The organism is Pseudomonas sp. 01L34 (assembly GCF_056400265.1).
Genome location: NZ_JBFTSX010000015.1, coordinates 1 through 17414, shown reverse-complemented (window position 1 = coordinate 17414; position 17414 = coordinate 1). Strand labels below are relative to the sequence as shown.

The window sequence follows — 17414 nt, the reverse complement described above, 5'->3', positions numbered from 1 at the left end:
GCATTGGAACCACCTGATCCCATCCCGAACTCAGAAGTGAAACGATGCATCGCCGATGGTAGTGTGGGGTTTCCCCATGTGAGAGTAGGTCATCGTCAAGATTAAATTCCGAAACCCCTATCTGCGTATGCAGGTAGGGGTTTTGTTTTAGTAGAAGTCACCAATTTTGCTGGCACGTTACCGCTGTAACGGGCTGGTCACAGAATTTCTTGACGACCATAGAGCATTGGAACCACCTGATCCCATCCCGAACTCAGAAGTGAAACGATGCATCGCCGATGGTAGTGTGGGGTTTCCCCATGTGAGAGTAGGTCATCGTCAAGATTAAATTCCGAAACCCCTGTCTGCTTATGCAGACAGGGGTTTTGTCTTTCTGGGCTTATAGAAGTCTAAGTCTGAAGCGGGTCAAATCCAGGTCTGCGTGTCTCGCTACTCCTTCGAGCCAGTAGCATCAGATATAGACCCCCCCTCATCGTTACACCACAGCCAAAACACCCAACACCGCGATCATGACGTGCGGTAAGCCCAATAATCCGTCCCTTCTAGCACGCCGTTCGGCGGTTATCTGACGAGTTTTGTACAAATCCTTAAGTTTTCTCCCGCTCGTGCCGAAAGACTGGTGAGACATGCGTGCACCAAAGTAGAGCGGCTTCAGAATGCCGTCTGCGCTGTTACATGGAATGTTGCAACCCGGAACGCATCCCCACTTTTGGCATAAGAAGTCCCATGAAATGAATCTCAAGTTCAGCCATAAAATCCTGCTGGCCGCTTCAGGCGTCGTGGTGCTGGCGTTTGCGTTGTTCACTTTGTACAACGACTATCTGCAACGAAACACCATTCGGCAAAACATCGAGTCCTCCGTTGAGCAAGCAGGCGACCTGACTGCCAGCAGCGTGCAGAACTGGATGAGCGGCCGCGTGCTGGTCCTGGAAAACCTCGCGCAGAACGTCGCCCATCAGGGTGCCAACGCTGACTTGCCAGGGCTGGTCGATCAACCGGCCCTCACCTCGAACTTCCAGTTCACCTACGTCGGGCAGGCCAATGGTCTGTTCACCCAGCGCCCTGACGCGAAGATGCCGGACGGCTACGACCCGCGTCAGCGCCCCTGGTACAAACAAGCCGTGGTCGCCGACAAGACCATGCTGACCCCGCCTTATATGGCGGCGGTCGGCGGGCTGGTGGTGACCGTTGCCATACCGGTGAAAAAGAACAGCGAACTGCTGGGCGTGGTCGGCGGTGACCTGAGCCTGGAAACCCTGGTGAAAATCATCAACTCGGTGGACTTCGGTGGTATCGGTCACGCATTCCTGGTCAGTGCCGACGGTCAGGTGATCGTCAGTCCGGACAAAGACCAAGTGATGAAGAACCTGAAAGACATCTATCCGGGTTCCAGTGTTCGCATCGAGAAAGGCATCCAGGAAGTCGTACTGAACAAGCAGGACCGCATCCTCTCGTTCACACCGGTGAGCGGTTTGCCGAATGCCGAGTGGTACGTTGGTCTATCGATCGACAAGGCCAAGGCCTATGCACCACTGAGCCAGTTCCGCACCTCGGCGCTGATCGCGATGTTCATCGCTGTGACGGCCATTGCCGTGCTGCTGAGCTTGCTGATCAACGTGCTGATGCGTCCGCTGACCACGATGGGCCGTGCGATGCAGGACATCGCTCAGGGCGAGGGCGACCTGACCCGTCGTCTGGTCGTAGAAAGCAAAGACGAGTTCGGCGAGTTGGGTGGTTCCTTCAACCAGTTCGTGGAGCGGATTCACGCATCGATTTGCGAAGTGTCCTCGGCGACCCGCCAGGTTCATGATCTGTCGCAACGGGTGATGGCATCGTCCAACGCTTCTATCATCGGCTCCGACGAACAAAGCGCCCGCACCAACAGCGTGGCCGCGGCGATCAACCAATTGGGCGCCGCCACCCAGGAAATCGCCCGCAATGCCGCTGATGCTTCGCAACACGCCAGCGGCGCGAGCGAGCAGGCCGATGACGGCCGTCAGGTGGTGGAACAAACCATCCAGGCCATGACCGAACTGTCGCAGAAAATCAGCCTGTCCTGCACGCAGATCGAAACCCTGAACGCGAGCACCGACAACATCGGCCACATTCTGGATGTGATCAAAGGCATCTCCCAGCAGACCAATTTGTTGGCGCTCAACGCGGCCATCGAAGCGGCCCGTGCCGGTGAGGCCGGTCGTGGTTTTGCGGTGGTGGCGGATGAGGTGCGCAACCTGGCTCATCGCACCCAGGAGTCGGCGGAAGAGATCCACAAGATGATCAGCTCGCTGCAGATCGGTTCTCGCGAGGCGGTGACTACGATGAACGCCAGTCAGGTGTCCAGCGAGCAGAGCGTCGAAGTAGCGAACCAGGCCGGCCTGCGACTGGTCAGCGTGACCCAGCGCATCGGCGAAATCGACGGCATGAACCAATCGGTGGCCGCGGCGACCGAAGAGCAGACGGCCGTGGTCGAAACCCTCAACGTCGACGTCAACCAGATCAACCTGCTGAACCAGCAGAGCGTGGCCAACCTCAATGAAACATTGAAGGATTGTGATGCGCTGTCCCAGCAGGCCAATCGTTTGAAGCAACTGGTTGATAGCTTCAAGATCTGATTGAGGTCAGTAGGATCGCGTTATCGTTCTTCGCGTGAAAGCCTCGTTCCTACAAGAGCTAACCTGTAGAAGCGAGGCTTGCCTGCGATAGCGGTAGATCAGTCACCGCTGAACTGAAGCGCTACACAAACAGCTTCACCACATTCCCCATCGCATCATCGGCAAACCCCTGAACGAACTGCTTGAACCCCGGCAGGGCCTCGGCGCCGCCCTGGGCCGGTTCGGCGATGATCGTCCAGGTCGCCCGCGACTTGTCTGTACCCAGGGATTCCACACTCATCGCTGCCCACAAATTGGCCACGCCCAAGGTGTTGTAGATCGTGGTCCAGGTCATGTTCAGCGCCTGGTCGTTGCGGGAGTTGAGCTGCTCGACCACCAGGTTGCCGTCCTTAAAGAACTTCTTGCGCAGCGACGACACACCTTCGCCGGTCATCTCGATGTGCGACAGCGCCGGAATGAATCGGTCGAAGCCGGCAAAATTGCCGACCACTGCCCAGACTTGCGCCGCGTCGGCCGGTACTTCCACCGAAGACACAACGTGGCAGCCTTGAGGGTTTTTGATCAGGGTATCGGGTTGCAGAGTATTCATGGTTTTTGCTCCGTGCGGGGTTAGGGTGAATCAGATGAAGTTGATTTCTTTGAGGTAGTCGCAGCCGCGTCGCAGCAGCGCCGGGGATTTTTCCGGGTAGTGCGCGCCCATCTGCCGTACACCGGCCTGGGCGTTGTCGTGGCCAATCATCGAGATGTCGCCGATGTCTTCCTCGAAGCCGTTGAGGTAGAAACCCAGCACGCCAAACAGCGCGTTATCACTGTCGACCCGGCCCAATTGCTGCTGCCAGTCGGCGACGCTGACCATCGAGAACTCCCGACCGGCTTCGCGAAAGGAAGCCACGTAGGTGTCCCAGCTCAGGGGTTCGGGGTTGTGCAGGTTGAACACTGCTTTTTCGGCCTGGTAACGGCTGGCATGGAAGGCGATGAAACGGGCGAGAAAATCCACCGGCATCAGGTCGAAATTCAGTGCGAACTCCGGTACCTGACCAAGCTGGATCGAGCCCTTGAGCATCAGCATCAGGCGATTCTTGTGGGGCTGGCAGACGCCGGTGAGGCTGTTGAAGCTGATATTGCCGGGGCGATAAAGATTGACCCGAACCCCACGTTCCCGCGCCCTTTCGAGGATCCGCTCGCCGACCCATTTGGACAGGTTGTAGCCGTTCTTGATGTAGATCGGCGGTGTCTGCGCGGCGGGCAACTCCAGGACCCGGCCATCGTCGGAAATCGTGCTGGACGCCGAGAGCGTCGAGACGAAGTTGAAGATCTTCTTGCTGCGTCCTTCACACAGGCGCAGACACTCGAAAATCGGTTCGACGTTATCCCGCGCCAACGACTCGTAATCGAGGACGTGATTGACGTTGGCGGCGTTGTGCACCAGTGCGCCGAACTCTCGATCCAGCCGTTCGTAAACCGCTTCGCTGAGCCCCAGTTGCGGGCGAGTGATGTCCGCCGCGTAAACCTGCACCCGGCTCAGGTCCAGATGCTCCAGGCGATTTTCCCGCAACGCATCCGCAAAGCGTTGCGCCGCCGATTGCCCACCGCCATCGCGCACCAGGCACGCCACTTCGCTGGCGCCCCAGGCCAGCAGCGCTTCGACGATATGCACACCGACAAAGCTGTTGGCCCCGGTGACGATCACCTTGTGCACATCGCCCATTCGGCTGATCGGCAGCGGCTCGATGTCCAGTTCACGGAAGGCATCGGCCAGGGCTTTTTCACTCAACACTTCCTCGGTCCCGGAGCCGCGCACCAACGTCGCCAGCTTCGCAATCGTCGGCAGTTCGATGAAGCGGTTGATCGAGATACTGCGGCCGAACTCCTCACGCAAACGCAGGAGCATGCGCGACAGCAGGATCGAGTGCCCACCGAGGTTGAAGAAGCTTTCGTCGGTGGAAATGTCGCTGGCGGGCAGCTCCAGCAGCTCAGCCCAGATTTCCAACAACAGCGCTTCATCGGCGCTGGCGGGCAAACACCGTGGGCTGTTTTCGGTCACGTTGACGGGCAATTCCAGCAGTGCTTTGCGGTCGACCTTGCCGTTGCTGGCGAACGGCATGCTTGCCAGTTCGGTCCAGGCGATCGGCTGCATGTAGTCCGGCAGAAACTGCATCGCATGGGCTTTCAAGGCTTCGCGAGCGGCACCGGGTTGCGCTTCCTGGGGTTGCGCGAGAAAGGCCAGAATCCGCCGATGACAATCGATGACCACCGCCACTTGACGGTACAGCTGGCTGTCGCGCAGGCAGCGTTCGATCTCTTCCGGCTCGACCCGAAAGCCGCGAATCTTCACCTGATTGTCTCGCCGTCCGCACAGCTCGATACCGTCGGCGGTCCACTTGGCCATGTCGCCGGAGCGGTAGGCGCGCAGGCTCTGGCCGTTCGGCAGGTGCAGGTTCAGATAGCGTTCGGCAGTCTGCTGCGGATTGTTCAGGTAACCCAGGCACACCCCCGGGCCGACGATGTACAACTCACCGACGGTTTGCTCGGTCACCGGTTGCAAATCCTCATCAAGGATCAGCACCTGACTGTTGGCAATCGGTGCACCGAGGGTCCGGTTGCTGTCGCCGGTACGCAGTTGCCGCGCGGTGATCAGCACCGTGGCTTCGGTCGGGCCATAGAGGTTGTAGAGATTGCCTTGGCGGGTCAGTTGCTGGACTACGTAGGGTTCGCAGACATCGCCGCCGGTCATCACATGATCGAGGACCTGCAACTGATCCAGCGGCAGGATGCTCAGCAAGGCTGGCGGCAAAAAGGCATGGCTGAGTTGTTGGTGGCGGATCAGCTCGACTAGTTGCAGCGGGTCGCGACGTTGGTCCTCGTTGGGCACGATCAGCTCTGCACCCTGCAGCAGGGTCGGGAAGATATCGATCAATGACGAGTCGAAACTCAACGATGAAAACTGCAACGCCCGGCTCTGTTCGGTCAGCTGCACGTAGTCGGCGTACCACGCGGTGAAGTGCGCGAGGTTGGCCTGGCTGAGCAGCACGCCTTTGGGGTGACCTGTGGTGCCCGAGGTGTAGAGCGCCATGCATGGCGCGTCGAGATCGGGGCGTTGGCGCATCAAGGGTTGATCGAGGTTCACATCGCCGCTGTCGATACGGCTGATGTCCAGCCCCGGCATCGTCTCGCTGAGTGGATGCTCTCCGTCATGCAGCAACAACACCGCTCCAGCGTTTTCCAGAATGTACTGCTGACGTTGCAGCGGGTGGCTCGGCTCCAGCGGCAGGTACACCGCACCGCTGCCGAGGATCGCCAGAATCCCCGCATACAACGCACTGCATTTTGGCAGGCAAACTCCGACCACCAGAGGCCCTTGATGCTGATCGAGCAACGGTTGCAATCGCTGTTGGATGGCGCGGCTGTGGGCGTGCAGTTCTCGATAGGTCAGCGACGTGCCGGCGATGTTCAGCGCCGCACGCTCGGCAGACTGAATAAAGCGCTGTTCAAGCCGCTCGATCATCGGGATCTGCCCAAGTTGCAGAAGTCGTGGTTCTGCCGTGTTGTTGAGACGGTGGACGAAGGCCAGGTGCTCTAAAAACAGCAGGTTTTCCACCTGTTCGAAGTGCGCGGAAATCGTCGGCTCGGCCTGCAGGAAATAGTCGGCATCCCGGGAGAAGCGGCTGACCAGCAGCGCCACATGATCGACCAGCTCGGCCACCGCTCGCAGGCGCAATGCCTGGCCGTTGCCGGACAACTCTTCGGCGACCGGCACGCGACTCAACGGCGTCGAGTTGTACGTGCACAGCAGGTCCAGCGGTGGCAGCCCGCTAGTTCCCGACACCCCGACACCCACTTGCAGCATCAGGTGCGGCGCATTGCCGAAGTCCCGAAATGGCAGGCTCGCATCGTCGATCAGCAAATCAAATAGGCCTGGCGGTGGTTCTTCCACGTTCGCAAGTCGCGCCAGTGAATGACCGTGTTGTTCGAGCTCCAGCGCCAGTTCGGTCAGGGCCTGGCTTTGCCCGATGAGCAAAATATCGAGACGTCTCATGATGTTCTCCTCGTTAAACCAGGTAGTCGCTCAGGGCGCTTTGCACGCACGGTGAATCGAGCAGCGAACTGCTGCGGAAAAACCGCACGATGTTGGCGACCAGCGGGTGATGGCGATTGATCGGGAAGGCCAGCCCCGACATTTCGCTCTTGAGGGCCTGACGTGCTGCGTCGCTGATCTGCAAGGCGTCGATCAGGCGGAAGTCGAAGGACTTCTGGATGTCGTTGGTCAGGTAATGGCCGATGAACACCGGCAGGATGTGCGCGATGCACTGGCGATCGTCTTCGCTTGCGGTGTGCCAGTAGATGCGCACCAACCGCGACCAGAACCCGGAATGACGGCCCTCGTCCAGCAAGTGGTCGGCCATCAGGCCTTTGATCGATTGCTTGACCGTGTCGTCCTTGGCGAACGCCGCCACATCGCCGGTCACGGTGTTCTCGGCGATGGCCACGCAGATCAGTTCCACGGCACTGCGCAGGTGCTCCGGTGCGAGGGCCACGGCCGCCGGGATGGCACGGCTCAGTTCGATTTCATCCGGCAGTTCGATGGGGGTGATGCCGGTCATGGCGACGGTCTGCTGCATGAAGTCCATGGCCACCAGGGCGTGGTAATCCTCGTCCACCACCACGGTCATGGCGTCGTAGCGACAGGCGAACGGGAACGCCACGCTGAAGCGGTTTTTAGCGATGCTGCGGGCGGTCTTGTCGACGATCTCGGTTTCGAAAATCACCACGTCATTGATGAACTTGTAGAGCGTCTGTACCAGGGCGAAATCCCGTTGTTCCGGGCATTCGCGCAGGAAGGTTTCGCTCAGCACCAGCGGCTGGCGGCTCAGCGGATAGATCAGCTTGTCGTCGTTCTCCAGCACACGCCGGGGGCGGGTGCGAATGGTTGCGCGGCTTTCCCAGGCGTCGGCGAAGGATTGGTAGTCGGCGGCGTTCATGCGTTCACCTCGGCAACCGGTTCGCTCATGCTCAGGCGCAAGCCGTCCCACAGGGCGATGCGACTTTCCACGGCGGCGATGGCGCTGGCGTATACGTCTTCTTCGCGCTGCGGATCGCCATTGACCAGGCGTGCGAGGAGTTTTTCCGCCGCCGGGCCGTGGTCTTCGGAGTCGACTTCGATGTGCCGTTCCAGGTAGTAACGGAAGGTCGGCGCTTGTTCGATGCCAATGCCCCAGTCGTCGAGAATCCGCTGGAACATCTGCGGGATGACACTCTCGCGGCCGTGCAGAAACGCCGCCGCCACACTATGCCCCGGCGCATGCAACGCGGTGTGCAAGGTGTGGCGTACGAACTGTGCGGCCGCCGGGTCGACGTCCACGCTTTGCAAGGCCACGTCGTAGCTCACGCCTTCTTTTTGCAACGCCACGAAGCGTTCGACGGCGACCGTGCTTGCACCGACTTCGCGCATCGCATCCAGGTACAACTCGAAATGGCTGTAGTGACCTTGGGCGGGACGATCATCGGACTCTTCACCGAGCACGATCTCGTTGATCAGACGCGCGGCCTGCGGATCTCGTGGCGGTAGCCAGGGCAGCTGAACGCAGGTCAGTTCCTGTTGCAGGCGTTTGGTCAGCGACATGAAATCCCACACTGCGAACACATGGGTTTCCATGAAGCGTTGAAGCACCGATAACGAATGTATTTCAGAAAAGATCGGGTGCGCACTAAGTTCTGCTTTCTTCTGATTAAGACGATCTTTAGTCGGTTTCATGAGCGAGCCTATAAGTGATCTGGAATACCGTTGAGGGGGTGTTGATCAATAAGTAACGGTTGCTTGAAGTTTTCTATTGGCGAGCGGGTGCCTCAATTGAATTGATGCTTATTAGGGTTATGCAATCGCTGAGTAGTGCTTGGCCCCGGTGTTTGTGGGCGGCGGAGAAAAACTAATGCATGAATAAAGTGTCGGGCAAGTGTTTTTTTTAATTAATTGAAAGTTTAATTTTTTCGAGCGCGACAAGTTTCAATAAGACTTTTGTATAAAGTTTTATTTGGGCGTAGTTGCTCCTTTCGGCGTATATAAGCCAAAATTCAAATAAAGAGTGAATGCCTCACTCGAAGCAACTTTCTACTTGGGTCATTGATGTGATCTGAGGGGGTGGAAGTTGGCTGGGAGCGACGCCGGTTCTTCCTTTCCCGTGACAAGACTCCTTCCGTTGGTTCTTGTGGTGCGGGTGACTGCTCCGGGGTGCGGTGCGTCGCCCGTCATTATTCGTTGGCAGCTCAAGAGTGAGCGTAATTCACGGCGCTCGCTATCACCCCTGCATGATCTGATAGGTGCAATTATCGGGCTCGGGGGTGACAGGGCTTTGGGAGTGGGCATGAAGTCGCTGCACACCGGCGCGGTGTGGGCGAAAGGGGGATTTGTAAGCAGATTTGTTCGTCGAGCAGTCCAGGGGCGGATCAACCAGAAATCGCGGCGAGCCGTTCAATGGCTCGCTCGGGGTTGTCACCGCGGTTTACTTCGAGGTTTTCCTGCGCTGCGCCTCAGGGCTTGCGAGGTAGTGCGTAATGACTTCGACACCCCGGTTGAGGTGGTTTTCGAGCAACATCACCGAGTGCTCGATATCCCGGTCCTCGGCGGCCCGCAACAGCGCTCGGTGATCTTCCTGGGACAGTTTGCCCAGGCCCATGGCTTCCAGGTTGAAACGCAGGAAGCGTTCCTCTTCGTTCAACCCGTCTTCGACCAGCTTCAGAAGCCGCTGGTTGGGGGCTTTGTTGTAAAGCGCCATGTGGAACAGGCGATTGAGCCGGCCGATCTCGGTGTAGTCGTGTTCCGTTTCCAACTCGTCGATGTAGTGTGCAGCCTGTTTGAAATCGGCGTCTTCAAGCAGGGGGATCGACCGACGCAAGGCTTCGGACTCCAGCAGGATCCGCAACTCATAGGTCTCTGCCGCATCGCCCTGAACCAACGGTGCGACCACCGCGCCTTTATGGGCGATCACGTTGAGCAGCGCTTGCGCTTCAAGCTGGCGCAAGGCTTCGCGCACTGGCATGCGGCTAACGCCGAACAGGTCGGCGAGGTCTTGCTGACGCAGGGCGGTGCCGCAAGGAATTCGACCGTCGAGAATGGCCGCGCGCAGGGTTTCTTCGATCACCGAGCGTGCCAGATGAGCGGGAATCGGCCCGTTGACCTTGATGCTGCTGAGAGGGTTGGGCTTCTGTGTCACGACAAACGCACCCTGATTGGCTGAAGTATTTGGATCCAAATGGACACTAGTGACTGCCTGACGGGTTGTCAAACGGTCAAAAGGCGCAGTCTTCGGCAGCTCCTGCAGACTTCGGCACAGGAGTTGCCGAAGGCTGCGATCTTTTTATTGCACCCGTAATGCAAAGTTTAGCGTGTTGGCGGTGATCTCACCGTGCCATTGTCTTTTAGCAGACTAACCTTCACCATCAAGCCAGATTTCCATCTGCCTGATCTGGATGCCTCGCATTGGCGGTACGTTTCGCGATCCCTCGGACTTTGCGCTGGCTAGGCTGCGCACTGCTGCTGGCCGGCGTCATGCTGGGCGGGCTGCATGCCGACTGGGATTTTTCGCTGATCAGCCGTCGTGCGCAGGCATTGTACGGGCCTTTGGGTGAAGGGCGGCAGCGCATTGATGCCTGGCAGCAGTTGCTGGCCACGCAAAAACAAGTCGGCGAGCTGGAGCAGCTCAACGTGGTCAACCAGTTCTTCAACAGGCAGATGCGCTACGAAGAAGACATCGACCTGTGGCACGAGGTCGATTATTGGGAAACCCCCATCGAAGCCTTGTGGAAGGGCGCCGGCGATTGCGAAGACTACGCTATCGCCAAGTATTTCAGTCTGCGTCATCTTGGTGTCTCCAGTGACAAGCTGCGCATTACCTACGTCAAGGCTTTGCGCCTGAACCGCGCGCACATGGTGCTGACCTACTACGCGAGCCCCGATGCCATGCCTTTGGTGCTCGACAGCCTGATCGATGCAATCAAGCCCGCCAACCAGCGAACCGATTTGCTGCCGGTCTACTCTTTCAATGCCGAAGGGTTGTGGCTGCCGGGTGCCAAGGGCAACAAGAAGGTCGGAGACACCAAACGCCTGTCTCGCTGGCAGGACGTGTTGAAGAAAATGCAGGCCGAAGGTTTCCCGGTCGAGACGATTAACTAGGAGCACGCGCTCAGATGTCTTTGTTCAAACAGCTGTTGATCGCTATTTGTCTGTTCCTGGTGGTCGCCTTCACCGGCAGCTTCATGGTCAGTCTGGAAAGCTCTCGCACCCAGTACGTCAACCAGTTGCGTTCTCACGCCCAGGACGCCGCGACGGCATTGGCGCTGTCCCTGACGCCGAACATCGACGACCCGGCGATGGTCGAGTTGCTGGTCAGCTCGATCTTCGACAGCGGTTACTACGCGAGTATCCGCGTGGTCGATCTGACCAACGACAAGACGATTGTCGAGCGCAGCGGCATCCCCGCGGTCACCAACGTGCCCGACTGGTTCGTCAAACTGATCGGCCTGGAACCGGCTGGTGGCGATGCGATTGTCAGCCGTGGCTGGGAGCAGGCCGCGCGGGTCGAGGTGGTCAGCCATCCGATGTTCGCGTTGGCCAAGCTGTGGCAGAGCGCGTTGGGCAGCCTCGGCTGGTTGCTGCTCTGCGGCGCGGTGAGTGCGGTGCTGGGCGCGTTGTTGCTGCGTCGGCAACTGAAGCCGCTGGACTACATGGTCAAGCAATCCCATGCCATTGCTCGCCGGGAATTCTTAAGCCTGCCAGAACTGCCGCGCACCCCGGAACTGCGCCGGGTGGTGCAGGCCATGAACCAGATGGTCGAGAAGCTCAAGGCGCTGTTCCAGGAGCAGGCCGAACGCAGTGAAAAGCTGCGGGCCGAGTCCTATCAGGACAACCTGACCGGCCTGGCCAACCGGCGCTATTTCGAAATGCAATTGAACGCGCGTTTGAACAACTCGGAGCAGGCCAGCTCCGGTTATTTGCTGCTGTTGCGGGTGAAGGATCTGGCCGGTTTGAACCAGCGGCTGGGCGGTCAGCGTACCGATGAATTGTTGAAAGCGGTCGGCGAGCAGTTGTCCCGCGAGTGTGCCAAGTACCCGGAAACCCAGAACCTCGTGACGCGTATTCGTGGCGGGGAATTCGCCGTGCTGGCACCGGGGCTGGTGCGTGAAGAAGCGCTGCAACTGGCGAGTAATCTCGAAAGTGCCTTGGGGAGCCTGCATGCGACGGGCGCCACGGACGTGGCTTCGGTGGCTTCAATCGGGTTGGCGCCGTTTGCCCATGGCGACTCGCCGCAAGCGGTGATCGGGTTGGCGGATCAGGCACTGGCCCAGGCAGAAAGCCAGGGTGAACCGAGCTGGGCATGCCTCGATCAGGGCGCGCCGGCGCGGGTTGGCGACGATCACCACGCCTGGCACACCCTGCTGGATCAGGCGTTGGACCAGCAGCGTTTCGAGCTGTATTTCCAGCCGGTGGTGGCCAGCCACGACACAGAGTTGGTGCTGCATTACAAAGTGCTGTCGCGCCTGCTCGACGAGCAGGACCAGACCATTCCCGCCGGGCGTTTCTTGCCATGGCTTGAGCGTTTCGGCTGGACCGCGCGACTGGACCGTTTGATGCTGGAGTTGGTGCTCGAGCAGATGGTCGACCATGAGGAGTCGCTGGCGCTGAACCTGTCTTCGGCGACACTGGCGGACCCGCAGGCGCTGAACGCAGTGTTCGATATCCTGCGTCAGCATTCGAATCTTGGCGAACGACTGACCCTGGAAATCGGCGAAGAGCAACTGCCCGAGCAGGCGGTACTGGAGCAGCTGACGCGGCGTTTGCGTGAGCTTGGGTTCTCGCTGAGTCTGCAGCGTTTTGGTGGGCGCTTCAGCATGATCGGCAACCTGGCGCGGCTGGGGCTGGCGTATCTGAAGATCGACGGCAGTTACATCCGCGCGATTGATCAGGAAAGCGACAAGCGCCTGTTCATCGAGGCGATTCAGCGAGCGGCGCACAGCATCGATTTGCCGTTGATTGCCGAGCGGGTCGAGACCGAAGGGGAGTTGTCGGTGATTCGCGAGATGGGGTTGTACGGGGTTCAGGGGCAGTTGTTTGGTGAGCCGAAGCCTTGGCAGTAGCCCGCTCATCATTCCCACGCAGAGCGTGGGAATGATCGGCGTCAGGGGTTAAATCAACCCCGTCTCATCATCATCGATCAACTGGCTCAACCCGCCCAACGCCTCACGTGCCTGGGTCCGGTCCATGAGCTTGGCTTGCGCAGCCGGCGGCAGGTCGGTGACGCGGATCACGCCTTTTTGGGTCAGCACCTGAATCAAGTCGTCGAGTACCCGAATCATCTCCAGGTCGCTCTGCTTGAGCTGCTTGAGGCTGGTCTCCACCACTTCGTGGGCATACCAGGCCTGGATTTCATGGTGGTCGGCCGGCAGCGTTTCCGTGGCCTCGGCGTAGGCCGTGGCTTCCACGCGCACTAACTGACCTTGCGCATCGCGTTGCACGTAAAACATTAAGCATCCCTCGGAAATGGACCAGCGTCGTGCTGTCAGCAGCATAGGCCAACGCAGGCGAGTATGCGGTGCGACGACGAAATCGTCACCCGTGAGGTGTGGGCATACATGACGGCCGCCCGGTTGGGGCGGCCGTCAGCCTGCGTATCAGCTGTTGTTGTGATCGATCTTGATGGTCGGGTCACTACCGGCAATCAGCGAGTTGATGCTGGCGCTGGACCAATTGTTACCTTCCAGTTTGATCGTCACGTCCGGGGTGGTCGCTGCGGCATCGGCGCCGTTGAACTTGCCGGCGGAGCTGACTTGCAGGGACGACACGCCGTCCACGGTGGTGATCTTCAGGAAGTGGTCAATCGTGCTGCCGCTTTCACCCTGCAACAAATCACGCAGGTCGATGCGGTCGCCTTCGCTGGCCTTGAAGTCCTTGATCACGTCGCTGCCGGTGTCGCCAGCCTTCCAGATGAAGGTGTCGGCACCTGAGCCGCCAATCAGGATGTCGTTACCTTGGCCGCCGATCAGCGAGTCATTGCCGGTGCCGCCGAGCAGGATGTCATTGCCCTTGCCGCCGTCGAGGAGGTCGTTGCCGCCCTGGCCGAAGAGAATGTCGTTGCCCGCGCCACCCAGCAGCGTGTCGTTACCATCGTGAGCGCCAGACACGTCGAACGCGGTGTAGTGCTCGGTGATGTACTGGTGCACGTTGCTGGTGGTGACTTTGCTGACGTCGACGCCGGTTTGCTGGGCGACGAACGCCTGCATCGCCTGATAACCCTCGCCGGCAATGCCATTGAAGCTCACCAGATCGCCGAACAGGAGGTCGTTGCCGTCACCGCCGCTGACCGTGTCGGCACCCGGCATTGTCGCTTCGGTATGGCCGATGATCGAGTTGGCCAGGTCCTTGGGGTCGATGTTGGTTTGTGGCGTTTGATCCGAATCGTACGGCTTGAGGTCGGTGAGGGTGACGTCCTTGTTCAGGCCGATGGCCTCCACCGTCGACACGTTGTTCAGCAACGTGAAGCTGCTGCCGGAATTGTCGATGGTAGTGGAATCGGTGTTGCTACCGGTGCCGTCGCGATAGGACAGCTCGTAGGTGCCGTTACCCTCGGCATGCAGGGTGCCCAGTTCGGAACTGCTCCAGCGGCCAGAGTTTTTCAGAGTCTGCAGCGTGACGTTGCCGGCGCTGTCGATGCTCAGGTAGTGAGTGCTGTCCAGATAGTTGGAATAGGTCTGCCCCAACTTGTAGTTGGTGGTGGTGATGACATCATCGAGCTTCACGTTGCCGTACAAGGTCGGGTTGGTCTGCTCGCCGCTCTGGTAGTAGGTCGGCTTGCCATCGGTGATGAAGTACGTGAGGTTCTTCGCACCGGTGTTGGCAATGGCGTCGGCACTCTGGAACCAATTGGCTGTGGTTTTGAACACGTCCTCGTAGTTGGTGCCGCCGCCCGACGACATCGAATCCAGAACGGATTTGAGCAAGGTCAGCGCGTTCGGGTCGTTCAGGTTCACCGACACTGATTTGTTGACCTGGGTGTCGAAGTCCACCAGGAAGATATTCACGGTCCCGGAGTTGCCGCCCAGGCTTTGCTTGAGGGTGTTGAACACCGCCGTCAACGAATCCTTGGCGGCATTGATCGACGTGCTGCTCATGCTGCCCGAGCTGTCGACCATGAACGCGATGTTGTAATTGGTGCCTGGTACCACGGTCAGCCCGCCGATGTCGGCGATCATGATGTCGTTGCCGTCGGTGCCGGTGATCGTGTCGTCGGCCGCCGTGGCAGTCACGGCGTTGTAGGCCGCCGGGTATACCGTGACCGGAATCTGCGCGGTGCTCAGTGCCGAACCGCCGAGTGCTTCGGTGGATGTCGAGGTCACGGTCAGGGTGAACTGGCCGTTGTAGTACGGCGGCGGGGTGACGGTCAGGCTGCCGAGGTTCCAGCCGGTAACGTTGGCTTCGCCGTTGGTGGTGGTGAAGGTGTGGCCCGCGCCATCGCTGAGCACGGAGCCCGCCGGCATGCCGCTGATCTTCACGCTCAGGCTTTCAGAGCCGTCGGTGTCGGTCAGTGCGGTCTTGATCGCGGACAGGTGAACGCTGGTGCCTTCGGCGCCTTCGTTGAGTTTGTAGCCGTTGTAGTAGCCTTCGCCATTGGTGCCGTGCAGGTCGGAAACCGTCACGCCAGAGGCGGCCAGATCCGCCACGCCGGTGTACAGCGGCACGCCGGCGCTGCTCAGGTCGACCGCTGTACCGCCGTTGACCGACAGGTTGACGTCATAGCTGCCGGGGCCACTCTGGTTGTGGTGGTAGATGTCCAGGGTGTAGTAACCGCTGGTGGTCGGGGTGAACGAACCATTCAGCTTGCCGCCTGCACCCCAAGTCGTCGCGGCCACGTTCTGGCCGCCGATGGTCACCAACAGGCTGTCATCGCCGGTACCGCTGAAGGTGTACGTCTTGCCGGCTTCGAGGTAGATCAGGCCGGAGGTTTTCGAGGCCGTGCCGGCGGTGACGCCGCCGTCGGACTGAACGTTGGTCACGGTGCCGGTGGAGTTCGGCGTGCCTGCGGCGTCGATGACCGATTTCAGCGTGCCGGACGGCGCGCCACTACCATCGGTGCCCAGGCCCGACAGGCCGGTCCAGACTTCCTTGATCAGGCCGGTGGACTTGACGCTGTTGTCCGCGACGCTCAGGGATGGCGCGTCAGCAACCGGTGTGATGTCGATTTTCACCGTGCCGGTGTTGCCCAACAGTTGACCGTCGGTGGGCTGGAACTTGATCTGCGCGTAGTCCGCCTGGTTATTGCCCACGCCGCTGCCGTTGTAGCCATCAACACCCGATTCGTTGGCATCCGGCGTGAAGCGCAACTTGCCGGCGTCGATGTCGGCCTTGCTGATGGTCTGGTTGGTCGTTACGTCTTTCCAGGTCGTACCGTCCAGGTACTGCAATTTGCCGTCGCCCGGCAGCTGAGTGATTTTCACCCCCAGGTTGGCGGTCGGGCTGTCGACATCGCTGACGCCGAAGGTCGACCAGCCGAGGATCAACGGTGTGTCTTCGGTGCCGGTGACGTTAACTGGCGCGGCGGTCGGTGCGTCATTCACGGCCACCACGTTGACCGTGGTAGTTGCGGTGTTGGAGTAATTGCTGCCATCGGTCACCGTCACGGTGATGATCCGCGGCACGGTGCTTGGATCCTCACTGCTGTTGGTGAAGCTGATGTTTTTGATCTGCTGCATGTAGTCGGCCAGCGTCGCGTTGCCCGACAGGGTCAGGGTGACCGTACCGTCCTGGCTGTTGGCGTTGATGCTGATGCCATTGACACTGTTGCCGAGGTTCAGCGCATCGCCCGGCTGACGGTTGGTCAGCACGATAGTGGCGCCGGTCAGCATCGTGCTGTCCGGGTCGGTGATGCTCAGGTCGGTGTCGCCGATCGAGACGCCCTGGCCGGTGGTGCCTTCGGTGAAGGTCACGTTGTAGTTGGCCCCGGTGGCGCCGCTGGAGTTGTTGGCGTCCAGGTCGAGAACCGGCGCGGCATCGTTGTCGATGATCGAGGTGCTGACGCTGCCGTTGGTGCTGCTGACCGCGAGGTTTTCGAAGTTGCCGCCGGTGGCCGAGTCGATCTTGACCACGAAGTTCTCGGTACCCTCGGTGAGCTTGTCGTCCAGCGTCGCGACGTTGAAGCTCGCGCTGCTGGCACCGGCCGGGATCTTCACGGTGTACACGCCGGTGAAGTCCGAACCGTCGGCGGCGGTACCGCTGTAGACGATTTTCAGGGTCACTTCGGTCTGCGCCGGGTGGGTCAGGCTGACGGTGTAACTGGCGGTCTGGCCTTCGGTCACCGAGGTACTGCCGCTGATGCTGACTTCGGTTTTGTCGATGGTATCGGTGACGGTGGTGACCGCCGGGGCAGTGTTCGGCACCAGGTTTTCGAAAYTGCCACCGGTGGCGKTGGAGATGGTGGCCTGAACCGTGCCTGCGTCTTTGTAAACGTCATCGGACGGTGCCGGGACGGTCACGGTGCCGGTGGTTTTACCGGCGTCGATGGTGATCACGGCACCGTTGCTCAGGGTCACGGTGACCGGAGTGCCGGCGGCGTTGGTCAGGGTCGCGGTGTAAGTGATCTGGCCACCTTCGGCYACCGAGTTGGTCGCACTCAGGCTGAGGTTGGTGGTGTCGACGGTGTCGGTCACGGTGGTGCTGACCGGCGTTTTGTCCGCCACCAGATTTTCGTAATTGCCGCCGCTGACGTTGGTGATCGAGTTGGTCAGCGGAGCRTGGCCGGTCAAYGCGTCGTTCGGCGC

At 59.9% G+C, this 17414-nt stretch carries 9 protein-coding genes, 2 rRNA genes and 1 pseudogene; 5 read left to right on the top strand and 7 right to left on the bottom strand.

The annotated features are described in order from the left end of the window. The 3 genes from rrf (AC1DQM_RS29655) to AC1DQM_RS29645 form a co-directional block, all read left to right on the top strand. Window positions 1-101: ribosomal RNA gene (gene rrf / locus AC1DQM_RS29655) — 5S ribosomal RNA — on the top strand; the annotation flags it as partial. A gap of 107 nt (window positions 102-208) precedes the next feature. Next, window positions 209-324, top strand: a 5S ribosomal RNA gene (gene rrf, locus AC1DQM_RS29650). Window positions 325-731: 407 nt separating this feature from the next. Continuing rightward, on the top strand, window positions 732-2612 hold the full coding sequence (locus tag AC1DQM_RS29645; protein ID WP_064615719.1) for a methyl-accepting chemotaxis protein: 1881 nt from the start codon (window positions 732-734) through the stop codon (window positions 2610-2612). A gap of 121 nt (window positions 2613-2733) precedes the next feature. Here AC1DQM_RS29645 and AC1DQM_RS29640 read toward each other — a convergent pair whose 3' ends face one another. The 5 genes from AC1DQM_RS29640 to AC1DQM_RS29620 form a co-directional block, all read right to left on the bottom strand. Beyond that, window positions 2734-3201 carry an SRPBCC family protein gene (locus tag AC1DQM_RS29640; RefSeq protein ID WP_064615721.1) on the bottom strand — a complete coding sequence of 156 codons (468 nt, stop codon included), beginning with the start codon at window positions 3199-3201 and terminating at the stop codon, window positions 2734-2736. A 30-nt stretch (window positions 3202-3231) separates the two neighbouring features. Further along, window positions 3232-6648 carry a non-ribosomal peptide synthetase gene (locus tag AC1DQM_RS29635; RefSeq protein WP_086944204.1) on the bottom strand — a complete coding sequence of 1139 codons (3417 nt, stop codon included), beginning with the start codon at window positions 6646-6648 and terminating at the stop codon, window positions 3232-3234. Window positions 6649-6661: 13 nt separating this feature from the next. Then, window positions 6662-7591, bottom strand: a complete 930-nt coding sequence (locus tag AC1DQM_RS29630) for a diiron oxygenase (RefSeq protein ID WP_018930305.1) — start codon at window positions 7589-7591, stop codon at window positions 6662-6664. Beyond that, entirely contained in the window at window positions 7588-8364 is a 777-nt protein-coding gene (locus tag AC1DQM_RS29625) for a DUF3050 domain-containing protein (protein ID WP_019582916.1), read from the bottom strand. Before AC1DQM_RS29625 ends, AC1DQM_RS29630 begins: the two co-directional genes overlap by 4 nt. A 745-nt stretch (window positions 8365-9109) precedes the next feature. After that, a complete protein-coding gene (locus tag AC1DQM_RS29620) occupies window positions 9110-9820 on the bottom strand; it encodes a GntR family transcriptional regulator (protein WP_018930303.1) in 711 nt (236 codons plus the stop codon). 266 nt (window positions 9821-10086) lie between these two features. Here AC1DQM_RS29620 and lapG point away from each other — a divergent pair, with 266 nt between their 5' ends. Together lapG and lapD are read left to right on the top strand one after the other, a co-directional pair. After that, window positions 10087-10779: a cysteine protease LapG gene (gene lapG, locus AC1DQM_RS29615; protein ID WP_477747238.1), complete on the top strand. Its 693-nt coding sequence runs from the start codon at window positions 10087-10089 to the stop codon at window positions 10777-10779. A 14-nt stretch (window positions 10780-10793) separates the two neighbouring features. After that, on the top strand, window positions 10794-12740 hold the full coding sequence (gene lapD, locus AC1DQM_RS29610) for a cyclic di-GMP receptor LapD (RefSeq protein ID WP_477747237.1): 1947 nt from the start codon (window positions 10794-10796) through the stop codon (window positions 12738-12740). 48 nt (window positions 12741-12788) lie between these two features. Here lapD and AC1DQM_RS29605 read toward each other — a convergent pair whose 3' ends face one another. After that, on the bottom strand, window positions 12789-13127 hold the full coding sequence (locus tag AC1DQM_RS29605) for a hypothetical protein (protein ID WP_019582912.1): 339 nt from the start codon (window positions 13125-13127) through the stop codon (window positions 12789-12791). 147 nt (window positions 13128-13274) lie between these two features. Further along, window positions 13275-17414: pseudogene (locus tag AC1DQM_RS29600) on the bottom strand (LapA family giant adhesin); the annotation flags it as partial.

What these genes read in the sequence shown, in the direction of transcription:
- AC1DQM_RS29630 (WP_018930305.1), bottom strand. Translation starts at nt 7,591, where the DNA reads ATGAACGCCGCCGACTACCAATCCTTCGCCGACGCCTGGGAAAGCCGC.
- AC1DQM_RS29635 (WP_086944204.1), bottom strand. Translation starts at nt 6,648, where the DNA reads ATGAGACGTCTCGATATTTTGCTCATCGGGCAAAGCCAGGCCCTGACC.
- AC1DQM_RS29605 (WP_019582912.1), bottom strand. Translation starts at nt 13,127, where the DNA reads ATGTTTTACGTGCAACGCGATGCGCAAGGTCAGTTAGTGCGCGTGGAA.
- AC1DQM_RS29640 (WP_064615721.1), bottom strand. Translation starts at nt 3,201, where the DNA reads ATGAATACTCTGCAACCCGATACCCTGATCAAAAACCCTCAAGGCTGC.
- AC1DQM_RS29625 (WP_019582916.1), bottom strand. Translation starts at nt 8,364, where the DNA reads ATGAAACCGACTAAAGATCGTCTTAATCAGAAGAAAGCAGAACTTAGT.
- AC1DQM_RS29645 (WP_064615719.1), top strand. Translation starts at nt 732, where the DNA reads ATGAATCTCAAGTTCAGCCATAAAATCCTGCTGGCCGCTTCAGGCGTC.
- lapD (WP_477747237.1), top strand. Translation starts at nt 10,794, where the DNA reads ATGTCTTTGTTCAAACAGCTGTTGATCGCTATTTGTCTGTTCCTGGTG.